The following is a 24,200-nucleotide window of genomic DNA, read 5'->3' as shown; positions in this document are numbered from 1 at the left end:
TCAGCTGTAGGGGTTGAGCGCGTCCTCGGGCAGGTGCTCGAGGGCGACGCGGTCGCCGACACCGGCCTCGGCGGCCAGCTCGATGAGCGTGCTGAAGGCGACGTGGTCCTCGAGGGCAAATCCGGTCGAGTCGAAGACGGTACGCCCGGAGCGCAGCGCCACCGCCTCCTGCGGGCGCGCGCACAGTGTCATCAGGTCCGGGCCGACCTCGTCGTCGGCGAGCTGCTGGCACTCCCCCTCGGCCCGGGCCTGGGCGAAGTGGTCGGGCACGACCGTGGCACTGCGCAGCACCGCGACCGGCAGCTCGAACTTGCCGACGAGGTCGGCGCCGATCGCGTTGATGTGCACGTCGGGGCGCAGCGAGGTGCCCGGCAGGACCGGGCCCGCGCCGACACCGACCGTGGTCGCGGTGCAGATGATGTCGGACTCCCGCTCGATCTCCTCCACGTCGGCCACGCGCACGTCGAGCCCGAGGAAGTCGACACGGTCGGCGTACGACGCGGCGTGGGAGGGCTCGGCGTCGGTGACCAGGATGCGCTCCAGCGGGAAGATCCGGCTCAGGGCGTGCGCCTGGGTGACGGCCTGCGCACCCGCACCGACCAGACCCAGGGTCCGTGAGTCCGGCCGGGCCAGCAGCGAGCTCGCGACCGCGGACGCGGCACCGGTCCGGAACGCTGTCAGCAGCACGCCGTCGCTCACCGCCTCCAGATGACCGGTGACGTCGTCGTACCGGGTCAGCGTGCCGATGATCGTCGGCAGGTTGAGGCGCTCGGGGTTCGACGGTGTGTAGGCCACCAGCTTCAGCGTCATCGACTCGCCGGCCCGGTGGTGCGGCATCCACTCGATGACGCCGGTGTCACCGGGGCAGCGGAGAAAACCGCCGCGGGGCGGTGTGTGCCCTTTCGACTCGGCCCGGAATGCCGTCCGCAGATTGCGGATCAGCAGATCCATGAAATGGTCCCGGCCATTCATCTCGACGAGTTTGGCAACATGTTGCCGCGTCAGCAGGAGCGTATCCATGGCGTTCTCCTCCAGCAATGGGGCAGGGCGCAGCACAAGACCTGTGCACGAATGAGGGGGTGGCGCCGGCCGGCGTACCGAGCCGCAATTCGCGGGCCGCTGCGACAGCCGTGACGCTACCGGAGGAATGTCGACGACGGTCACTGCGACGACCAAGTTGCAGGAAGTTACCAACGCGCCCGGCACGACCGGGTGACTGTGGTTTCTCGCAGTTTCCGACTGCGGTTCGCTGCGCCGTTTTCGGGGGTTCGTCTTGTAGGTGGGAGGACCCGCGATCACTAGCGTCATCGGGGTCCGGAGAACACCCGTGAGCTCGAAAGGAAACGACGTGAGGAAAAACCCGGCAACGGTACGGATCGCGCGGTGGAGCGCCACCCATCCGTGGTCCGCGATCGTCGGTTGGACGGCCTTCGTCGTCGTGTGTTTTCTGCTGGGCGGCGCGGCCGGAACCAACAAGATCAGCGATGCCGACTCCGGCGTCCGCGAGTCCGGCACCGCGACCCGGCTGGAGGCGTCCGGCAACTTCCCGGAGGCGCCCGAGGAGAGTGTGCTGATCACCGCCGAGAACGGCGGCAAGATCGACGCGGCGGAGGCCAAGGCCGTGTCGCAGGACGTCATCGCCCGGATGAAGACCCTCGCCGAGGTCGCGGAGGTCGGCGAGGCCATCCCCGCACCGGACGGCGAGGCCGTGCTGGTGCCGGTCACGATGACCGGTGACAGCGAGACGGCGGACGCGCACGTCCAGCCGCTGCTCGACCAGAGTGCGGCCGTTCAGCAGGCGCACCCCGGGTTCCGGGTCGAGCAGGTCGGCACCGGCTCGACCGCCAAGGGCCTGACCGAGACGCTCGGTGAGGACTTCGAGCGGGCGGAGTTCCTCAGCCTGCCGATGACCCTGCTCATCCTGCTCGTCGTCTTCGGCGCGGTGATCGCGGCCGGCATCCCGGTCGTCCTGGCGCTCTCCTCGGTCGCCGCCGCGATCGGCCTCTCCGCGCTGGTCTCGCACTTCGTGCCGGCGACGAGCACGGTCACCAACGTCATCCTGCTGATGGGCATGGCGGTCGGTGTCGACTACTCGCTCTTCTACATCAAGCGGGAACGCGAGGAGCGGGCCAAGGGCCGCGACCGGCTCGATGCGATCGAGATCGCCGCGCTGACCTCGGGTCACACCGTGGTGATGTCCGGCATCACCGTCATCGTGGCGATGGCGGGTCTCTACCTGGCCCGCGAGGCGACCTTCAGCTCCCTGGCCACGGGCTCGATCGTGGTGGTCGCCGTGGCCATGCTGGCCTCGCTGACCGTCCTGCCCGCACTGCTGGCCAAGCTGGGCCGCTGGGTCGACCGGCCCAAGGTGCCCTTCCTGTGGCGTCTGACGATGCGGTCCGGCCGGTCCCGCGTCTGGCCCAGGCTGCTGCGTCCCGCGCTGAAGCACCCGGTGCTCACGCTGATCGTGTCGGTCGGCGCACTGCTGGCGCTCGCCGTTCCGGCGCTGGACATGAAACTCAAGCAGTCCAGCAGCGAGGACCTGTCCCGCGACATCGCCGTGATCCGGGCCCTGGACCGGCTGACCGCGCACTTCCCCAGCGAGGGCACCACGCACCAGGTGGTCGTCCGGGCACCGGCCGAGGAGTCGGCGGCCGTCACCACGGCCCTGAAGGGCCTGATCGGCAAGGCCGAGGCCGACCCGCTGTTCGCCAAGGACCGCGAGCCGACCGTGCGGGAGTCCGCCGACAAGACCGTGCACACGGTCACCGTGGGTACGCCGTACCCGGCGAAGTCCGACGGCGCGCACGACTCGCTGGACGCCCTGCGCGGCTGGCTCCCCGACGCGGTCGGCGGCGTCTCCGGTGTCGAGTACGCGGTCGGCGGCAAGGTCGCCCAGAGCGACGACTTCACCAACCACCTGCAGGAACGCCTCCCCTGGGTGGTCGGCTTCGTGCTGCTGCTGACCATGGGCATGATGGCGGTGATGTTCCGCTCGGTGGCCATCGCGCTGTCGGCCGTCGTCCTCAACCTGCTCTCGGCGGCCGCCGCGTTCGGTGTGCTGGTGGCGGTCTTCCAGAACACCTGGGCCGAGGGCGTGCTGGACTTCAGCTCGTCGGGTGCCCTGGTCAACTGGCTGCCACTGTTCCTCTTCGTGGTGCTCTTCGGGCTGTCGATGGACTACCACGTCTTTGTCGTCAGCCGCATCCGTGAGGCGGCCCAGCAGGGCCTGACGATGCGGGCGGCGGTCGAGGAGGGCATCACCCGCTCGGCCGGCGTGGTCACCAGCGCGGCCATCGTGATGGTCGGTGTCTTCTCGATCTTCGGAACGCTCAGCCTGATCGAGTTCAAGCAGCTCGGTGTGGGTCTGGCCACCGCGATCCTGATCGACGCGCTGGTCATCCGCACCTACGTCCTGCCGGCCCTGATGGCCGTGCTCGGTGACGCGAACTGGTGGCCCGGCCGCATCAAGGTCGACCGGCCGGTCGAGGAGACCCCGGCACCGACGGAATCGGCGGCGCAGTGGGCGCCGCCGGAGCAGAGTTACGCGCACGCCGCCACCGCGCAGTTCCCGGTCTACGGCCAGGGCCCGCAGCACCGGCGGCCGGACGGCAACTGACCTGCCGCCCGAAAACCGGGAGGGAGGACACCGGTTCCCCCGGCCGGCGTCCTCCCTCCCCCTCCCCTCCTGCGCCGCCGTGGATCACTCCACGGCGGCGAGGAAGTCCACGATGCACTTGCCGACCGACTCCGGATCCTCGAGGTACCCGTAATGGCCGCAGTCGGCGATCAGCTCGTACCGGGCGCCGGTGATCGCGTCCGCAACCTCCCGGCCCAGGTGCGGCGGGGTGATCAGGTCGTCCGCGAACGCGATGACCTGGCACGGGACGGTGATCCCCGCGTACGCCGGGAGCCGGTTGCGCAGCTTGGAGATCTCCATCTGGGCGCGTTGTCCGGCACCGGCGCCGGGCGAGAACTCGAAGAGTTCGAGCCAGTCGGCGACCTTGCGCTCGTCGTCCAGGGTCCGTGGGGACAGCGACTTGAGGGCCCGGACGACGGCGGCGTACCGCGGCGGCAGGGTGATGCCGGCGTCGTGCAGCTCGATCTCGGCCCGGGTCAGCTCGGCGCGCAGCCGGTCGCTGCGACCGCGGGTGGCCATGAGGACGGCGCTGCGCACCAGATCGGGGCGGCTCAGGGCCAGCTCCTGGGCCACGAAGGAACCCATCGACGTGCCGACCACGTGGGACGGCCCGAGGCGCAGGTGCTCGATGAGCCCGGCGACGTCACCGGCCAGATCGTCGATCGTGAAGCCTTCGGCGCAGACCGAGGTCGGCGGGATCCCGCGGTTGTCGAAGACGATGACGCGGTAACCCGCGGCGGTGAGGTCGGGAACCTGATGCAGCAGCCACACGCTGTGACCACCGCCGGTGCCCTGGATCAGCACGACCGGGTCGCCCGAGCCGAACTCCTTGTAGTGCAGCTGAATACCGTTGACGGCAGCGAGGGGCATGCCCGTTCCTTTCCGGCGGCGGGGACGAGGACGGCCCGCCCACCGGACGGTGAGCGGGCCGGAAACTGCGGTGCGTCAGGCGTCCATCGCGGCGATCAGGCTCTTCGGCCGCATGTCGGTCCAGGTCGTGTCGATGTATTCCAGGGCCGCGTCACGCGGGCCCTCGGGCAGGACGGTCTCCCAGCCCGCCGGCACCTCGACAAAAGCGGGCCACAGCGAGTGCTGGCCCTCGTCGTTGACCAGCACGAGATAGGTGCCCTCGGGGTCCTCGAACGGGTTTGTGCTCATCTGTTTCTCCTTGGGATCGGCCCGGTCGGTCAAACGCGGCCGCTGCGCAGCCGGCTGTCGAGGATGGCGCCGACGCTCGCGACGTGGCGCGGGTCCGTCATCAGATCGCCGTGTGTCGATTCTACGTCCGCGACGTCCACGGAACCGCCGATGAACGGCTGCCAGAAGTGGACATTCAAGCGGGACTCGCGGTCTTGCGCGGACATCTTCGCGGCCGACACGAACAGGATGTTGCCGTCGAAGAACTGCGGGCGGAAAGCCCGCATGATGCGCACGTTGTTCACGTAGACGTCCTTGAGCGCAAGAATGTCGTGGGCGTCGAGATGCCCGAGTGACGCGTCGCTCGCGCGCAGGAAGTCGCGGAAACGCAGCAGCACCGCCTCCTGATCGCCGAGCAGTTCCTGCTCCTCGAAATCGAAGCCCAGAGCCCGCATGTTGTGGGCCACGACCTCGTGCTCGACAACCTCGAGGCGGTCGGCGCCCGGCGTCGGCGGGTACGCGTCCAGCAGCGCCAGCAACTCCACCTCCTCACCCTCGTGCCGCAGCCGCACGGCGAGCGCGTGCGCGGACAGCCCGCCGAACGACCACCCGGCGAGCCGGTACGGGCCGTGCGGCTGGATGCGCCGGATCTCGGTCAGGTAGTCGTCGACCATCTCGTCCATCGTGGACGCCGGTGTGGTGCGGCCGTCGAGGCCGCGCGCCTGGATGCCGTACACCGGCACGTCGGCGTCGAGGTGCTGGACGAGCCCGGCGTAACACCAGCTGAAGCCGCCACCCGGGTGCAGGCAGAAGAGCGGCGCCGCCGAGCCGCCGGTCCGCAGGGGCAGGACCACCGCACCGGAGGCGCGCCGGTCCCGGGGGCCGCCGTCGAGCAGCGCGGCCAGTTTGGCCACGGTCGGCGCCTCGAAGACGTACCGGACGGGCGCTTCGGTGTCCAGCCGCTCCCGGAGGCGGGCGACGAGCCGGGCCGCCAGGAACGAGTGACCACCGAGGGCAAAGAAGTCGTCGTCGGCGCCGACTGTCGCGGCCCCGAGCACCTCGGCGAAGAGTTCGGCGACCACCCGCTCGGTCGGCGTCGCCGGAGCCCGGCCCTCCGCCGACTGCCCCGGTGCCGGCAACGCGGCCCGGTCGAGCTTGCCGTTCGGGGTCAGCGGCAGCTCGTCGAGGCCCACGATCACCGCCGGCACCAGGTGCGCGGGCAGGCGCCCGGTCAGCTCCCGGTGCAGGGCTGCGGTGTCCTGCGCCGGGACGACGTACGCGATCAGGCGTTTGTCCCCCGGCCGGTCCTCGCGGACGGTCACGGCGGCCCGGGTGACGCCGGGCAGGGTGGTGAGGACGGCCTCGACCTCGCCCGGTTCGACGCGGAAGCCGCGGATCTTGACCTGGTCGTCGGTGCGGCCGAGGTAGCGCAGGTTGCCGTCGCCGTCCCAGCTCGCCAGGTCGCCGGTGCGGTACATCCGGGTGCCGGGCGCGCCGAGCGGGTCGGGCACGAACCGCTGGCCGGTCAGAGCGGGCCGATTCAGGTAGCCGCGGGCCAGGTTCGCCCCGGCGATGTAGAGCTCACCGGGCACGCCGGGCGGCACCGGCCGCAACCACGGGTCGAGCACCCGCATCGCGGAGTTGGCGATCGGCGCCCCGATCGGCGCGGTTGCGGGCCACTGCTCCACCCGCTCCGGCAGCCGGTACGCCGTGACGACGTGCGTCTCGGCGGGACCGTAGTGGTTGTGCAGGCGGCACCCGGGGTGCTGCTCGTGGAACCGGCGTACGGCCGGGTGCAGGGTGAGGGCTTCCCCCGCCTGGACCAGGTCGGTCAGCTCCGGCAGCGTGATGCCCCGGGTGGTGGCGGCCTCGCAGACGGCGTCGACGACGAGGTTGGGCGCGTAGAGCTCCTGGATGCGGGAGTCGCGCAGCCAGCGGGTCAGGGCGACCGGGTCCCGGCGGACGTCCTCGTCGCAGACGACCAGGGTGCGACCGGTGAGCACGGCCGAGAGCATCTCCTGCACCGACACGTCGAAGCTGACCGCGGTGAACTGCGCGACCCGGGCTCCCGGCCGGCCGGGCAGTTCCCGGGCGTGCCACTCGAGGAGGTTCGCGGTCGCGCCCGCCGGCATGGTGATGCCCTTGGGGCGGCCGGTCGAGCCGGAGGTGTAGATGACGTAGGCCGGGTGGGCGGGTGTCAGCGCCGCGGTCCGGTCGGCGTCGGTGAGATCCGTGCCGGCGAAGCCGTCCAGGGCCCCGGGTTCCAGCACGACCGTCCGATCGTCCGGGAACCGCGCGGCGAGGTCCCGGCTGGTCACGATCACGTCGGGTGCCGCGTCGTCGAGCATCGCCCGGATCCGGGCGGGCGGATATTCGGGGTCGACCGGCAGGTAGGCGGCACCGGCCTTGAGCGTGGCGAGCATCGTGGTGACCAGTTCCCCCGAGCGGGGCAGCAGCGCCGCGACCCGGCTCTCCGGTCCGGCTCCCCGGGCGGCCAGCAGTCGCGCCAGGCGGTTCGCCGCGACGTTCAGCTCCGCGTACGTGAGGACGGCGCCCGGCCACTCGACGGCGGGCAGGCCGGGCGTACGCGCGACCTGGGCCTCGAAGGACTCGGGCAGGGACCGGCCGCCGACCTCGGTCTCCGTGGTGTTGAAACCGGTGGTGACCAGCCGCCGCTCGGGCTCCGATAACAGCTCGAGGGCGCCGATCCGCTGCTTCGGATCGGTCGTGACGGCCGTCAGCAGGCGCAGCAGCCGGTCCACGAACGACTCCGCGGTCGTGTGGTCGAACAGGTCGGTGCTGTACTCCAGGCTCGCACCCAGCCCGCCGGGTCGCCCGGCCGGGTCACGGCGCTCGGCGAAGGCGAACAGCAGGTCGAACTTGGCCGTCTCCGCGGTGCCGGGCAGGTCCTCCGCGCGCAGTCCCGGCAGCCGCAGCGCGGTGCCGCCCCGGGCGGTGTTGTTGAACGTCAGCATCACCTGGAAGAGCGGGTGCCGGGCCAGGGACCGTTCCGGGTTCAGTTCCTCGACGAGCCGCTCGAACGGCAGGTCCTGATGCGCGTACGCGGCCAGGTCCGTCTCGCGCACCCGCGCGACCAGGTCGCGGAAGGCCGGGTTGCCGGTGGTGTCCGTGCGCAGCACCAGGGTGTTGGCGAAGAAGCCGACAAGGTCGTCGAGCGCGTCGTCGGTGCGCCCGGCGACCGGTGTGCCGATCGGGATGTCGGTGCCACCCGTGAGCCGGCTGAGCAGGACGGCCACGGCCGCCTGCAGCACCATGAACGGGCTCGCGTGACACTGCTGTGCCAACTTCGCCAGGCGGTCGTGGAGCTCCCGTGGCACCTCGAAGACGACCCGGTCGCCGCGATAGGTCGAGACCGCCGGGCGGGGGCGGTCGGTGGGCAGGCCGAGCTCCTCCGGAAGCGCTGCGAGGGTACGGCTCCAGTGCGCCAGTTGCTCGCTCAGCACACTGCCGGGGTTGTCCTCGGTCCCGAGCAGCCGCCGGTTCCACAGGGTGTAGTCGGCGTACTGGACCGGCAGCGGCAGCCAGGCGGGTGCGGTGCCCGTGTGCCGTGCGGCGTACGCGGTGCTGAGGTCGCGGGCCAGGATCGGCACCGACCAGCCGTCACCGGCGACGTGGTGCAGCAGGACCAGCAGCACGTGCTGGTCCGGCGTGATGGTGAAGAGCCAGGCGCGCAGCGGGGTCTCGGCATCGAGGGCAAAGCAGTAGCCGGCGGCACGGGCGAGCGCGTCCGGCAGCTCCTCCTCGGTGACGTCCTCGGCGGTGAGCACGGGAGCACCCCGGTCGGCGTCGAGCACCACCTGGTGGGGGCCGTCGGCATCCTCGGCCAGCACGGTCCGCAGCACCTCGTGCCGGGCCGCCAGGTCGGCGAACGCGGCCCGCAGCGCCCCGGTGTCGAGGTCGCCCGTCAGCCGCAACGCGAACGGGATGTTGTAGGTCGGGCTCGGCCCCTCGAAACGGTGGAGGAACCAGAGGCGGCGCTGGGCGTACGAGGCCGGCACGCGGTCGGGTCGCGGGTCGGCGGCGGTGACGGGCTCGCGGGCCGTACCGGCGGTGTCGAGGGCGCGGGTGAGCCGGGCGACCGTGGGGGCGTCGAAGAGGCCGCGGATCGCCAGTTCGGCGCCGAGGACGGTCCGGATGCGGCTGACCAGCCGGGTGGCGAGCAGCGAGTGCCCGCCGAGGGCGAAGAAGTCGTCGTCGATGCTGACCGACGCGACGCCGAGGCACTCGGCGAAGAGCTGGCAGAGCAACTCCTCGCGGGGTGAGCGCGGCGCCCGGCCGGCCGGCGCCCCGGCCAGCTCGGGAACGGGCAGACGGGCGCGGTCGACCTTGCCGTTGCCGGTCAGCGGCAACGTGTCGAGCACGACGAACGCCGCGGGGATCATGTAGCCGGGCAGCACAGCCTCGGCGTGAGCGCGGACGCCCGCGGTGTCGAGCGTGCCGCCGCGGGCGCCGACCAGATAGGCGGCGAGGCGCTTGTCACCCGGTGCGGGCTCCCACACGGTGACGACGGCCTGGGCGACCTCGTCGTGGCGGGCCAGGACGGCCTCGATCTCACCGGTCTCGATGCGGAAGCCCCGGATCTTCACCTGGTGGTCGGCGCGGCCGAGGTATTCGAGCACCCCGGTCTCCGTCCAGCGGACCAGGTCGCCGGTGCGGTACAGGCGGGCGCCGGGCTCGCCGTACGGGTCGGCGGCGAACCGGGCGGCGGTCAGCGCGGGCCGGTGGTGGTACCCGCGGCCGACACCCGTACCGCCGAGGTAGAGCTCGCCGGGGACGCCGGGCGGGACCGGCCGCAGCGCAGCGTCCAGGACCCGCAGGTCGGTGTTGTCCAGGGCGGTGCCGATGGGCACCTCCGCCGGGACCGGGGTGCCGGGGGCCAGCCGGTGCCGGACCGCGAACGTCGTGGTCTCGGTCGGCCCGTACCCGTCGACGACCGTGACGTCGGGGCAGGCGTCGAGCACGGCCCGCACCGACGCGGCCGGGACGACGTCACCACCGGTCCACACCTCGCGCACGCCGGCCAGGCTCTCGGGCGCCTCGTCGGCGACCAGCTGGAACAGCCCGGAGGTGAGCCACAGAGCGGTGACCGCGTGCTCGGCGAGGGTCTTGCCGAGCTGGGCCACGTCGAGTTTGCCGGGCGGCGCGACCACGGCGGTGCCGCCGGACAGCAGGGGCACCCAGAGCTCGTACGTGGAAGCGTCGAACGCCTGGGGCGAGTGGATCAGCACCCGCTCGTGGGCGCCGGTCCGGAACGCCGAGTCGGCGGCCAGCTCGAGCACGTTGTGGTGGGTGACGGCCACACCCTTGGGCACACCGGTCGAGCCCGAGGTGTAGATGAGATAGGCCAGCGCGCCGGGGCTGAGGGCGGGCTCGGGGACAGGGCCGCCCTCGGTCGCCGAGGGGTCCACGACGCGGGGGCCGAGGCCGGCCGCGCGGGCCGCGTTGGCCGGGTCGGCCAGGATGATCGGCGCGCCCGTGTCGGCGACGACCGTCCGCATCCGGTCGTCCGGGTCGCCGGGGTGCAGCGGCAGGTAGGCGCCGCCGGCCTTGAGGATGCCGAGCAGCGCGACGATCAGCGAAGCCGACCGGTCCATCAGCAGCGCGACCGGGGTCTCCGCGCCGACGCCCAGACCGGCGAGGTGCCGGGCGAGACCGTCGGACGCCTCGTCCAGTTCGGCATAGGTCAGCGTGGTGTCGTCGGCCCGCACGGCGATCGCGCCGGGGGTTCGGGCCGCCTGGGCCCGGAACGCGGCGGGCACGGTGCCCGGCGCTGCCTCACGACGCCGCCCGTGGCCCAGCGCCAGCGCCGCACGGTGCTCGGCGTCCGACAGCAGGGCGAGGCGCCCGAGCGGAACGGACGGGTCCTTCGCCAGGGCGTTCAGCACCCGCTCGAGGCGGTCCAGGACGGCTCCGGCCTGCGTCTCCGGCACGAGGTCGGGCTGGTGGTCGAGGCGCAGCTTGAGGCTGCCGCGGGCGACGACGACCAGGGCGAGCGGATAGTGAGTGGCGTCCCGGTTGCGGCTGCTGGTGACGCGGACACCCCGGAAACCGTCGGCGCCGCCCGACCCCACGTCGACCGGGTAGTTCTCGAAGACCATCGTCGTGTCGAAGAGCTCACCGGGACCCGCCAGCCGCTGCACGTCGGCCAGACCGAGCTGCTGGTACGGCTGCAGCCGCAACTGCTCGTCCTGCAACCGCCGCAGCCCCGCCACCAGCGGCTCGCGCGGGTCGAGGCGTACCCGGACCGGCAACGTGTTGATGAAGAGCCCGACCATCGTCTCGACACCCTCCAGCTCCGGCGGACGGCCGGAGACGGTGGTGCCGAAGACGACGTCGTCCTGCCCGGTGAGGCTGCCGAGCACGACCGCCCAGGCGCCCTGCACGAGCGTGTTGAGCGTGAGGCCCTGCGCCCGGGCGAGCTCGGTCAGGGCGGTGAACGTGGACGCGGGCAGCTCACGGTCGAGACGTCCCGGCACGACGGGCCGGCGGTCCTGGGCCCGCGGCGCCACCAGGGTGGGACCGGGCAGACCGGCGAGCGCGTCCCGCCAGGCGTCGAGGGCGCGTTCCCTGTTCTGGGCGCCCAGCCACTGCAGGAAGTCGCGGAACGGCCGGACACGTGGCAGGCCGCTGTCGTCGCCCCCGGTGGCGTAGAGGGCGAGCAGCTCGCGGACGAGCATCGGGCGGGACCAGCCGTCCAGCAGGATGTGGTGGTTGGTCAGCACGAACCGGTAGTGGTCCGTACCGAGGCGGTAGAGCGTGTAGCGCAGCAGCGGTGGCCGGGCGAGATCGAAGCGGTGCAGCCGATCCTCGTGCTGGGCGGCATCCGCGGCCGAGACCCGGTCCTCCACCGGCAGGTGCGTCAGGTCCACTTCGGACCACGGCAGCGCCACCTCGTGCGGGATCAGCTGCACGGGCCGTTTCAGACCGCTGTGCCGGAACGCCGCCCGCAGGTTGGCGTGACGCCGCAGCAGCGCGGCACACGCGGCCTGCAGGGCTCCGACGTCGAGATCACCCTCGAGGTCGATCGCCTGCTGCACGACATAGACGTCCGTGGCGTCGGTGTCGTACTCGCTGTGGAACAGCAGGCCCTCCTGCAGCGGTGCCAGGGGCAAGATGTCCTTCAACCCGTTCTGCGCCGCCATCACGACACCCTCCACTCGTCTTCCAGCAAGTCGATCTCGTCCTGGTCGAGCAGGCTCAGCGAGACGTCCGAGACGGTCAGACCGCCCGCGTCGGACCGGCCCGCGTGCGCCACCAGCGCTTCCAGCGCGGCGAACCACAGATCGGCCAGTTCCTGGACCTCGGGCTCGGTGAGCACGCCGGTCGCCCACGTCCAGCTCGCGGCCAGTTCCGGCCCGCGCGGCCCGTCATTGGTACGCGCGTTGACCTCCACCGCGTGACTCAGCGGCACCCGCGGGTCGGTGGCCCCGAAGCCGGCGGCCGTACCGAGCATCGTCCAGTCGGGGATCTCGGCGGCACCGGCGTCGGCGAGGTCGGCGGTGGTGAACCGGCCCAGGTAGTTGAAGCCCGCACCCGGCTCCGGCAGGCCCGCAAGACCGGGAGCCGTGTCCGGGTTGAGGTGGCGCACCATGCCGTAGCCCATGCCCTTGTCGGGTACGGCCCGCAGCTGTTCCTTGACTCGTTTGAGCACCGCTCCGACGGCCGGGCCACCCGCCCACGCGTCGGTTTCGTCGTCCGGGCGGCCGTCGAGGCGTACCGGGTAGACGTTGGTGAACCAGCCGATCGTGCGGGTCAGGTCGGCGCCCGGGACGAGGTGCTCCTCGCGGCCGTGGCCCTCGAGGTCGAGCAGCAGCCCGTCACCACCGCGCCAGCGGGCCCAGGCCAGCGCGAACGCGGCCAGCAGCACGTCGTTGACCTCGGCGTGGAACAACGCGGGAACCGTGGTCAGCACCTGTTCGGTGACCGCCGCGGGCAGCGTGACGGTCAGGTGGCCGGCCGTGTCGTACCGGTCCCGCTCGCCGTCGAGCGGGCGTTTGCCGAGCAGCGGGGTGTCCCGGCTCAGCACCTGCTGCCACCAGGTCGCCTCGGCGGCCCGGACGGGTGACGCCGCCACCTCCGTGAGCTGCCGCGCCCATCCCCGCAGCGAGGTGCCGACGGGTTGCAGCCGTGGTGGCCGCCCGGCGCTGACCGCCTGGTACGCCTCGGCCAGGTCCGGGACCAGCACCCGCCAGGAGACGCCGTCGACGACCAGGTGGTGCACGATCAGCAGCAGCAGGCCGGGTGTCGCGGGGCCGCGGTCGAACCAGACGGCCTGGAGCATCGTCCCGGCGCCGGGATCGAGGCGCTGCCGGGCTGCCTCGGTGTGCGTGCGCAGCAGGGCCTCCTGACCGTCCTCGCCGGTCTCGACCCGCGTGATCAGCGTCCGCGCGTCGGTCGCGCCCGGAGGCGGGATCGTCAGCCGGCGAGCGTGCAGCTCGGCCCGCAGCGCGTCGTGGTGGTCGAGCACGGCCTGGAGCGCCTCGGCCAGCCGCTCGGTGGTGAGGCTCGCCGGGACCTGGACGAGCCGCGACTGGTTGAACTGGTCGGTGGGACCGCCACGGTCCAGGAACGACTGGATGATCGGGGTCAGCGGGACGTCGCCGTAGGCCTCACCCGGCGCCTCCACCGGCGCGGCACCCACCTCCCGCACGACCGGGGCCAGTGCCTCGACCGTGCGGTGCTCGAACACCTCCCGCACCGACAGCTCCAGACCGGCCCGCCGAGCCCGGCTGACCAACTGGATCGACATGATGCTGTCACCACCGAGATCGAAGAACCCCTCGTCCACACCGACCTCGGCCACACCCAGCACCTCGGCGAACAACGCCGCCAGGACCTTCTCCCGCTCGTCACGCGGACCCCGGCCCGAACTCCCACCGAACTCCGGCACCGGCAGAGCAGCCCGGTCGAGCTTGCCGTTCGCCGTCAGCGGCAACACGTCGACCAGCACCACGGCCGACGGGACGAGATAGTCGGGCAGGGTGGCGGCGACGTGCCGGCGCAGGTCGTCCGGGTGGGCGGAGAACGCCGCGGCGGTGACCACGTACGCGACCAGCCGCTTGTCGCCCGGCCGGTCCTCGCGCAGGATGACCGCGGCCTCGGCGACCTCGGGGCGCTGCCGCAGCACGGCCTCGATCTCGCCCGGCTCGACGCGGAAGCCGCGCAGCTTGACCTGGTCGTCGACGCGTCCGGCGAAGATCAGCCGTCCGTCGGCGTCCCAGCTGACCACGTCGCCGGTGCGGTACATCCGCTCGCCGGACCCGGTGAACGGGTCGGCGACAAAACGCTGCCCGGTCAGCCCGGGACGGCCGAGGTAACCACGGGCGACACCGGCACCGGCCAGGTAGAGCTCACCCTTCACGCCCGGGGCGACCGGTTGCAGCCGCTCGTCGAGGACGTAGACGCGGGTGTTCCACAGCGGCGCACCGATCGGCACGACCGCCTCGGGCACGGTGTCAGCGGCCCGCAGCGGGTTGACCGTCGAGAAGACCGTGGTCTCGGTCGGGCCGTACTCGTTGGCGACGATCGTGCCGGGGCACGCGTCGAGGACCCGGCGGACCGCGACCGGGGAGACGACGTCGCCACCGGCCCAGATCTCCCGCACCCCGGCGAAGCAGGCCGGGTGCTCGTCGGCGAGGACCCGGAACAGGCCCGCGCTGACGAACATGCCCGTGACCTGCTGTTCCGCGATGACGGCGGCCAGATCCGGCGCCCCCAGCCGGCCCGGGGGCGCGACCACGATCCGGCCCCCGGTCAGCAGTGGCGTCCAGATCTCGAAGGTCGACGCGTCGAAGGCGTACGGCGAGTGCATGAGCACCCGGTCGTGCCGCCCCTGCCGCCAGTACCGGGCACCGGCGAGGTGCACGACGTTGGCGTGGGTGTTCGCGACGCCCTTCGGCGTACCGGTCGATCCGGACGTGTACATGACGTAGATGAGCTGGTCAGGGGCGGTCGGCACGTCGGGGTCCGCGGTGGTGCCGTCGCCGCTGTCCGCCGCGACGACCGATGCGAGGGCGGCGAACCCGAGCGCGTCCGGCGCCCGGTCGGTGACCAGGGCGACGGCGGCGGTGTCGCGCAGGATGAACTCGGAGCGGGCGGCCGGCTGGTGCGGGTCGAGCGGCACGTAGACACCGCCCGCCTTGAGGACGGCGAGGCTGGTGACGACCAGTTCGGCTGTCCGCTCCTGCAGCACCGCGACGCGGTCCTCCGGACGGACACCCTGGCGGATCAGCCGGTGGGCGAGACGGTTCGCCGCGGCGTTCAGTTCCGCGTACGTGAGGGTGGTCGTGCCGGCCGTCACCGCGACGGCGTCCGGGGTCCGGGCCGCCTGCCGGGCGACGAGCTCGTGCACCGCCACGGCCGGGAAGTCCTCGGCCGTGTCGTTGCGGTCGGCGAGCAGCGTGCGACGCTCGGCCGGGTCGAGGACGTCGATGCTGCCGAGCCGCCGGTGCGGGTCGGCGGCGACGGCGGCCAGGATGCGGGTGAACCGGGCGGTGAGCCGCGCGGCCGACGTCTCGTCAAAGAGGTCGGTGCTGTAGTCGAGCCAGCCGCCGAGCACCGGCGGGCCGTCCGCGGTGGCGCCGCGTTCGGCCAGTTCGAACGAGAGGTCGAACTTCGCCGCGACGGTGCCGGACGGGCGGCCGCTGACCGTGAGGCCGGGCAGTTCCGCGACGGTGGCGGGCGTGGCGTTGTCGAGGTTCAGCATCGTCTGGAAGAGCGGGTGCCGCGCGAGGGACCGTTCCGGGTTCAGCTCCTCGACCAGCCGCTCGAACGGCAGATCTTGATGCGCGTACGCCGCCAGATCCGTTTCGCGGACCCGGGCGATCAACTCCGCAAACGTTGGGTCACCCGAGGTGTCGGTGCGTAGAACGAGGGTGTTGACGAAGAACCCGACCAGATCGTCGAGCGCGTCGTCGGTGCGGCCCGCGATGGGCGTACCGATCGGGATGTCCGTGCCCGCACCCAGCTTCGACAGCAGGGTCGCCAGGGCCGCCTGCAGGACCATGAACAGCGTCGACCGGGTCTCCCCCGCCACCGCCGTCAGACGCGCGGACAGCTCGGCCGGGATCTCGAACGGCACCCGGGCACCCGCGTAGGACGGCCGTGAGCCACGCGGGCGGTCGACGGGCAGGTCCAGCTCCTGCGGCAGACCGGTGAGGGTGTTCCGCCAGAAGTCGAGCTGGCGGGTCTGCTCGGCCTCACCCAGGACCTCGCGTTGCCACAAGCTGTAGTCGGCGTACTGGACCGGCAGCGGTGGCCAGGCCGGCTCGGTGCCGGTCACCCGGGCCGCGTAGGCGGTGGCCAGGTCGCGGACGAGGATGGCCCGCGACCAGGCGTCACTGGCGATGTGGTGGGTCAGCAGGACGAGCACCTGCCGGTCCGGCGCGGTCGTCAGGAGCCAGGCCCGCAGCATCGTCTCGGCCGAGATGTCGAAGACGTACGACGCGGCCTCACGGACCCGGGCGTCGACATCGGCCTCGTCGGTCTCCTCGACGGTGAGGGTCACGGCTGCCTGGGCCGGCGAGAGCACCACCTGGTAGGCCTCGGCCTCGTCGCTGCCGACGACAACCGTCCGGAGACTCTCGTGGCGGGTCACGACATCGGCGAGGGCGCCCCGCAGCGCCTCGACGTCCAGGTCACCCTCCAGATCCAGGGCGACTGGCACGTTGTACGCGTCGCTCGGGCCCTCGAGCTGCCGCAGGAACCAGAGCCGCTGCTGGGCGAACGACACCGGCACGCGGGCGGGTCGTTCCCGGGCCGCGGTGACCGGGGTCCGGGCAGCACCGCCGTCGTCGAGCGTGGCAACCAGCGTGGCAACCGTGGGCGCCTCGAAGAGCCGCCGGACGGCGACCTCGGCGCCGAGGACCGACCGGATGCGGCTGATCAGACGGGTGGCGAGCAGCGAGTGCCCGCCCAGGGCGAAGAAGTCGTCGTCGATCCCGACACTTTCGACCCCGAGCACCTCGGCGAACAGCCCGCACAGCAACTCCTCGCGCGGATTCCGCGGCCGGCGTCCGGTGCCCTCGACGTCGTACTCGGGAGCGGGCAGTGCCCGGCGGTCGAGCTTGCCGTTCGGCGTCAGCGGGAACGTGTCGAGCTCGACGAACGCGGCCGGAACCATGTAGCCGGGCAGGGCGGCGGCAGCGCGGTCCCGCAGCCCGTCGGCGCTGCCCCGGACGTACGCGACCAGACGCTTGTCACCCGGCCGGTCCTCGCGGACGATGACGGCGGCCTGGGCGACCGCGGCGTCGGCGGCGAGCACGGCTTCGATCTCGCCGAGCTCGATGCGGTGTCCGCGCAGCTTGACCTGGTCGTCGGCGCGGGACAGATATTCGAGCATCCCGTCGGCGGCCCAGCGGCCGATGTCACCGGTGCGGTAGAACCGCGATCCCGTTGTTCCGTAGGGGTTCGCGACGAACCGCTGCGCCGTGAGACCGGGGCGCTGCCAGTAGCCGCGGACTACGCCGTCACCGGCGATGTAGACCTCACCCGCAACCCCGGCGGGCACCGGGCGCAAGGCCGCGTCGAGGACGTAGACCTGCGTGTTCGCGATCGGGCTGCCGATCGTGGAGCGGTCGGGGTCGACGTCGGCCACGGTGGACCAGACCGTCGTCTCGGTCGGGCCGTAGAGGTTCGTGACCGACGCCGCCCGCGTGTGCAGGTCCCGGGCCAGGTCAGATGGCAGTGCCTCGCCACCGACCAGCACGTGCAGAGCGCTCAAGTCGGTGTCTTCGGCCAGAACCGCACGCCACAGACTCGGGGTGGCCTGCATGACCGAGATGCCCGCGGAGCCGATCAGCGCCGACAGTGCTGCCGCGTCGCGCACGACGTCTCGGGGTGCGATCACCACGGTGGCGCCGGCCAGCAGCGGCACGAACAATTCCAGACCGGCGATGTCGAACCCGACCGTGGTGACGGCCAGGAGCCGGTCGCCTGCGGTCAGACCGAACCGGTCGCGCATGTCGATCACGAAGTTGACGAACGCCGCGTCCGGGACGACAACACCCTTCGGGCGCCCGGTCGAACCGGAGGTGTAGATGACGTAGGACGCCCGGTCGCGCAGGCCCTCGACCGTGGTCGTCAAAGGCAGCTGCGTGGTGAGGTCGATGTCGTCGATCGGCGTCGCCCCGGGCAGTCCGGAGCCCAGCACCAGGACCGGTTGCGCGTCCTGAAGCATGTAGGCCAGCCGGTCCGCCGGATACTCGAGGTCCAAGGGCAGGTAGCCCGCACCGGCCTTGGCCACCGCCAGCAGCGTCACGAGCAGGTCGAGCGAGCGAGGCAGAGCCACCGCGACGAACCGCTCCGGGCCGACACCCTGGTCGACCAGCCACGACGCCAGCCGGGCGGCCCGGTCGTCCAGTTCCGCGTAGGTCAGGTGGACGCCGTCGCACTCCACCGCGATAGCGTCCGGGGTGCGGGCGACCTGCTCGGCCAGGAGTTCGACCAGGGACAGGTCGGGGGTGGGACGCGCGGTGGTGTTCCAGTCGAGGAGCAGGCGGGCGCGGTCGGCCGGGCCGAGGATGTCGATCTCCCCGATCGGCGCGCCGGGCGCCTGTACCGCCTCGCGCAGGACTCGCTGGAAACGCTCGATGAGCAACCCGGCGGTGCCCCGGTCGTAGAGGTCGGTGCTGAACTCGAGAATGCCGGCGAGGCCACCGGGCCGGTCGGCGAAGGCGAACGACAGGTCGAACTTGCCCGTCCCGGTGTCGGTGCCGGCGCGGGTGACCGTCAGCCCGGGCAGCCGGGTGAGCGCGTCGTCGACGGCACCCAGGTCGGTGTTGTTCAGCGTGAGCAGTACCTGGAAGAGCGGGTGCCGGGCGAGCGACCGCTGCGGGTTCAGCTCCTCGACCAGGCGCTCGAACGGCAGGTCCTGGTGGGCGTACGCGACCAGGTCGGCCTCGCGGACCCGGGCGAGCAGGTCCGTGAACGTCGGGTTGCCGCTGGTGTCGGTACGCAGGACGAGGGTGTTGATGAAAACACCGATGAGGTCCTCGACGGCCTCGTCGGTGCGGCCCGCGATGGGCGTACCGATGGGAACGTCCGTGCCCGCTCCGAGCCGGGTCAGCAGGGTCGCCAGGGCGGCCTGCAGCACCATGAACGGGCTCGTCCCGGACTGTCGCGCGAGCGTGGTCAGCTGCTCCTGGACGTCGGCGGGCACCTCGAAGTCGAGGCGCTCGCCGCGGTAGGACGCCACCGCCGGTCGGGGCCGGTCGGTGGGCAGCTCCAGCTGGTCGGGCAGGCCGTCGAGAGCCTGCTTCCAGTGTCCGAGCTGACGGTCGAGCTCGTCGTCGCCGAGGATCTCGCGCTGCCAGAGGCTGTAGTCGGCGTACTGCACGGGCAGCGGCGACCACGAGGGTGCCTCACTGGCCGCCCGGGCGGCGTAGGCCGTCACGAGGTCGCGGGCGAGCGGTCCGCGCGACCAGGCGTCGCTGACGATGTGGTGGGTCAGGATCAGCAGCACGAAGTCGCGCTGGCCGAGAACGAACAGCGTCGCCCGGACCGGCAGGTCGGCGCGGAGGTCAAAACCGCGGCGGGACTCGGCCCGCAACTGCTCCGCCACGGCGTTCTCGCTGCTCTCGATCACGGTGAGCGGCGCTTCGGCCCGGTCGAGGACCACCTGGTACGGCCCGGAGGCGTCCTCACCGAACACCGTCCGCAGGCTCTCGTGGCGTTCGATCACGTCGCCCAGGGCCGCCCGCAGGAGCGCGGGATCGAGGTCACCCGACAGCCGCAGGGCCATCGGCTGCAGGTACGTGGCGCTCGGCCCCTCGAACTGGTGGAGGAACCAGAGGCGCTGCTGGGCGTACGAGAGGGGGATGCGCTCGGGGCGCACCCGGGCGACCACCGGGGTCCGCGCGGCGACGGTCCCGCCGTCGAGCGCGGCGGCGAGGCCGGCCACCGTGGGGGTCTCGAACAGCTGCCGGACGCCGACCTCGACGGCGAGGACCGAGCGGATGCGGCTGATCAGACGGGTGGCGAGCAGCGAGTGCCCGCCGAGGGTGAAGAAGTTGTCGTCGATGCCGGCCGCGGGCAGGCCGAGGGTCTCGGCGAAGAGCCCGCAGAGCACTTCCTCGCGCGGGTTGCGGGGTGCCCGGCCGGTCGGGGCGGTGCCGTAGTCCGGTGCGGGCAGGGCGCGGCGGTCGAGCTTGCCGTTCGGCGTCAGCGGGAACTCGTCGAGGGCCACGAACGCCGACGGGACCATGTAGTCCGGCAGCGCTTGAGCGACCCGCTCCCGTAGACCGTCGACGCTGCCGCGGACGTAGGCGACCAGGCGCTTGTCGCCCGGCTGGTCCTCGCGCACGACAACCGCGGCCTGCGTGACGGCCGGGTCGGTGGTCAGGACGGCCTCGATCTCGCCGAGCTCGATGCGGAAACCGCGGAGTTTCACCTGGCCGTCGGCGCGGCCGAGGTAGACCAGGGTGCCGTCGGCGTTCCAGCGGACCAGGTCGCCCGTGCGGTAGAGCCGGGTGCCGGGTGCGCCGAACGGGTTGGCCACGAAGCGTTCCGCGGTCAGGCCCGGACGCTGCCAGTAGCCGCGGGCCAGGACCACACCGGCGACGTAGAGCTCACCGGTGACCCCGGCGGAGACCGGCTGCAGCGCGGCGTCGAGGACGTACGCCTGGGTGTTCCAGAACGGCCGTCCGATCGGCACGGGGCCGGCGCCCAGGGGTTCGCCGGGCGCAACGTGGTGGTCGGTGCAGTTGACGGTCGCCTCGGTCGGCCCGTACGCGTTGACCAGCGCGACGTCCGGGTGCGCGGCCCGCCACGAGTTGATCACCTCGCCGGTCAGCGCCTCGCCACCGGTCACCAGCGTGCCCGAGGGCGAGACGTGCGCGGGGAGCGCTTCGAGCAGCGCCAGGTGCGACGGCGTCACCTTCATGAAGGTCGGCCGGGTGGTCGTGGTCTCGGTCAGGTCGCCGAGCACCACCCGCCCGCCGGACACCAGCGGCGTGTAGAGGGCGGTGACGGTCAGGTCGAACGACACCGACGAGTGCAGCAGCGCCACCCCGGCCGCGTCGGGATAGACCTCACGCCCGCGCAGCAGGTACGCGCCGACCGACGAGTGCTGGACGACAACACCCTTGGGCCGGCCCGTCGATCCGGAGGTGTAGATGACGTAGACCGGGTGGGCGGGTACGGCGTGGTTCACCGCGGTGGTGTCGTAGGTGCCGGCCTCGGCCAGGGCCCGCACGTCGTCGATCACCAGGACCGGCCGGGCGTCGTCGAGGATGTATCCGATCCGCTCGGCCGGGTACGCCGGGTCGACCGGCACGTAGGCGGCACCCGACTTGGCGACACCGAGCAGAGTGACGACGAGGTCGGTCGAGCGGGGCAGGACCACCCCGACGAACCGTTCCGGGCCGGCACCCCGGCCGACGAGCCAGCGGGCGACCTGGTTCGAGCGCCGGTCCAGTTCGGCGTACGTGAGGGTGGTGCCGTCGCACTCGACCGCGATCGCGTCCGGGGTGCGGGCGGCCTGCTCGGTGAAGAGCTCCGGCAGCGTGACCGGACGGGTCGGACGGGCGGTGTTGTTCCACTCGTGCAGCACGCGGTGCTTCTCGTCGGCGCCGAGAACCGAGACCGTCCGCAGGGGCACCGCGGGGTCGGCGGTGACGGTGTCGAGGAGCCGGACGAACCGCTCGACCAGCTGCGCCGCCGTCGACGCGTCGAACAGGTCGGTGCGGTAGTCGAGAGCGCCGTTCAGGGAGCCGTCGTGCTCGGTGAGCCGGAACGACAGGTCGAACTTCGCCGCGCCGGTGCCCGCCGCACGGCTGGTGACGGTGAGTCCGGGCAATGCCGGTGCTTCCACCTGCTCGGTGTTGTTGACAGTGAGCAGCACCTGGAAGAGCGGGTGCCGAGCGAGGGACCGTTCCGGGTTCAGCTCCTCGACCAGGCGCTCGAACGGCAGATCCTGATGCGCGTACGCCGCCAGATCCGCCTCACGGACCCGGGCGATCAACTCCGCAAACGTTGGGTCACCCGAGGTGTCGGTGCGCAGGACGAGGGTGTTGACGAAGAACCCGACCAGATCGTCGAGCGCGTCGTCGGTACGGCCCGCGATGGGCGTACCGATCGGGATGTCCGTGCCCGCACCCAGCTTCGACAGCAGGGTCGCCAGGGCCGCCTGCAGGACCATGAACAGCGTCGACCGGGTCTCCCCCGCCACCGCCGTCAGACGCGCCGACAGGTCCGCGGGGAGCTCGAACGGCACGCGTCCACCGGCGTGTGCCGCCCGGGTGCCACGAGAACGGTCGGCGGGCAGGTCGAGTTCCTGCGGCAGTTCGGCCAGGGCCTGCCGCCAGAAATCCACCTGGCGGTCCAACTCGGACTCGTCCAGCACGTCGTGCTGCCACAGGCTGTAGTCGGCGTACTGGACCGGCAGCGGCGACCACGAGGGCGCCGCGCCGGCCACCCGGGCCGCATAGGCCGACGCGAGGTCGCGGGCGAGGGGGCCCATCGACCAGGCGTCACCGGCGATGTGGTGCACAACAACGAGCAGGACGTGGTCGTCCGTGCCGAGCCGGAACAGCCGTGCCCGCAGCGGCGCCTGCGTGCGCAGGTCGAAGGCCTCCTGGACGGCCAGGTCCAGCTCGTGGTCGAGACCGGCCTCGGCCACGTCGAGGACCGGCAGAGCGGGCCGGGCCTGGTCCGGCGCGAGGACCGTCTGGTACGAGCCGTCGGCGTCCTCCCCGAACACGGTCCGCAGGCTCTCGTGCCGGTCGGTGACGTCACCGAGCGCCGCGGTCATCGCGTCCACGTCGAGGGCGCCGTGCAGCCGCAGGGCCACGGGCAGGTGATAGGTGGCGCCGGACGCCTCGAACTGGTGCAGGAACCAGAGCCGCCGCTGCCCGTAGGAGAGCGGCACCCGGTCCGGACGGGCAGCTGGTGTGATCCGGGTGCGTGCTGCCGCGTTGGTGTCGAAGGTCGCGGCCAGGCCGGCGACGGTCGGCGTCTCGAACAGCCGCCGGACGGCGACCTCGGCGCCCAGGACCGACCGGATGCGGCTGATCAGACGGGTGGCCAGCAGCGAATGGCCGCCCAGGGCGAAGAAGTCGTCGTCGATCCCGACACTTTCGACCCCGAGCACCTCGGCGAAGAGCCCGCACAGCAACTCCTCGCGCGGGTTCCGCGGCTGCCGGCCGGCGCTTTCGACGCCGTAGTCGGGTGCGGGCAGCGCCCGCCGGTTCAGCTTGCCGTTCGGCGTCAGCGGGAACGTGTCCAGCTCGACGATCGCCGCCGGGACCATGTATTCGGGCAGGGACCGGGCGATGCGCTCCCGCAGCCCGTCGGCACTGCCGCGGACGTAGGCGACCAGGCGCTTGTCGCCGGGCCGGTCCTCACGGACCAGCACCGCGGCCTGGACGACGGCCGGGTCGGCGGCCAGGACCGCCTCGATCTCGCCGAGCTCGATCCGGTAGCCGCGCAGCTTGACCTGGTCGTCCGCCCGCGAGAGGTATTCGAGGGTTCCGTCGGCGGCCCACCGGCCGATGTCACCGGTGCGATAGAAGCGGGATCCCGTTGTGCCGTAGGGGTTGGCGACGAACCGCTGAGCGGTCAGGGCAGGGCGCTGCCAGTAACCGCGGACGACGCCGTCACCGGCGATGTAGACCTCACCGGGGACACCGGCCGGCACCGGGCGCAGCGCGGCGTCCAGGACGTAGACCTGCGTGTTGGCGATCGGCGTGCCGATGGTCGACCGTCCCGGCTCGACCTCGGCCACCGTGGACCAGACCGTCGTCTCGGTCGGGCCGTACAGGTTCGTCACCGACGCCGCCCGCTCGTGCAGGTCCCGGGCCAGGTCAGACGGCAGTGCCTCACCACCGACCAGCACGTGCAGAGCGCTCAGATCGGCGTCCTCGGCCAGGACCGCACGCCACAGGCTGGGCGTCGCCTGCATAACCGAGATGCCCGCGGAGCCGATCAGCGCCGACAGGGCGGCCGCGTCCCGCACGACGTCCCGGGGTGCGATCACCACCGTCGCGCCGGTCAGCAGCGGCACGAACAACTCCAGACCGGCGATGTCGAACCCGACCGTGGTGACGGCCAGGAGCCGGTCGCCTGCGGTCAGGCCGAACCGGTCCCGCATGTCGATCACGAAGTTGACGAACGCCGCGTCCGGGACGACAACACCCTTCGGGCGCCCGGTCGAACCGGAGGTGTAGATGACGTAGGACGCCCGGTCGCGCAGGCCCTCGACCGTGGTCGTCAAAGGCTGGTGCATGGTGAGGTCGATGTCGTCGATCGGCGTCGCCCCGGGCAGTCCGGAGCCCAGCACCAGGACCGGTTGCGCGTCCTGAAGCATGTAGGCCAGCCGGTCCGCCGGATACTCGAGGTCCAGCGGCAGGTAACCGGCCCCCGCCTTGGCCACCGCCAGCAGCGTCACGAGCAGGTCGATCGAGCG

General features: G+C 72.2%; 6 protein-coding genes (1 of these 6 cut by a window edge). 1 reads left to right on the top strand and 5 read right to left on the bottom strand.

The genetic code is table 11. The features are described from left to right. Positions 1 to 1,020: an ornithine cyclodeaminase family protein gene (locus AFR_RS18715; protein WP_023362365.1), complete on the bottom strand. Its 1,020-nt coding sequence runs from the start codon at positions 1,018 to 1,020 to the stop codon at positions 1 to 3. A gap of 328 nt (positions 1,021 to 1,348) precedes the next feature. Here AFR_RS18715 and AFR_RS18710 point away from each other — a divergent pair, with 328 nt between their 5' ends. After that, the gene (locus tag AFR_RS18710) at positions 1,349 to 3,619 is read left to right on the top strand and encodes an MMPL family transporter (RefSeq protein WP_023362364.1); all 2,271 of its coding nucleotides are present in this window, start codon (positions 1,349 to 1,351) and stop codon (positions 3,617 to 3,619) included. 84 nt (positions 3,620 to 3,703) lie between these two features. Here AFR_RS18710 and AFR_RS18705 read toward each other — a convergent pair whose 3' ends face one another. The 4 genes from AFR_RS18705 to AFR_RS18690 form a co-directional block, all read right to left on the bottom strand. After that, a complete protein-coding gene (locus tag AFR_RS18705) occupies positions 3,704 to 4,510 on the bottom strand; it encodes an alpha/beta fold hydrolase (RefSeq protein ID WP_023362363.1) in 807 nt (268 codons plus the stop codon). 75 nt (positions 4,511 to 4,585) lie between these two features. Then, positions 4,586 to 4,798, bottom strand: a complete 213-nt coding sequence (locus AFR_RS18700; protein WP_023362362.1) for an MbtH family protein — start codon at positions 4,796 to 4,798, stop codon at positions 4,586 to 4,588. A 29-nt stretch (positions 4,799 to 4,827) separates the two neighbouring features. Then, on the bottom strand, positions 4,828 to 11,940 hold the full coding sequence (locus AFR_RS18695; protein WP_041842395.1) for a non-ribosomal peptide synthetase: 7,113 nt from the start codon (positions 11,938 to 11,940) through the stop codon (positions 4,828 to 4,830). Further along, positions 11,940 to 24,200: the 3' portion of a non-ribosomal peptide synthase/polyketide synthase gene (locus AFR_RS18690; protein ID WP_023362360.1), read on the bottom strand. 7,725 nt of this gene lie beyond the right edge of the window; the window shows 12,261 of its 19,986 coding nt (coding positions 7,726-19,986); the start codon falls outside the window, past its right edge; it ends in the stop codon at positions 11,940 to 11,942. The genes AFR_RS18695 and AFR_RS18690 overlap by 1 nt, the downstream gene beginning before the upstream one ends.

This window comes from Amorphoplanes friuliensis DSM 7358 (assembly GCF_000494755.1).
Lineage (GTDB): Bacteria > Actinomycetota > Actinomycetes > Mycobacteriales > Micromonosporaceae > Actinoplanes > Actinoplanes friuliensis.
The sequence above is the reverse complement of the archived record's forward strand: the minus strand, read 5'-3'. Positions and strand labels throughout refer to the sequence as shown.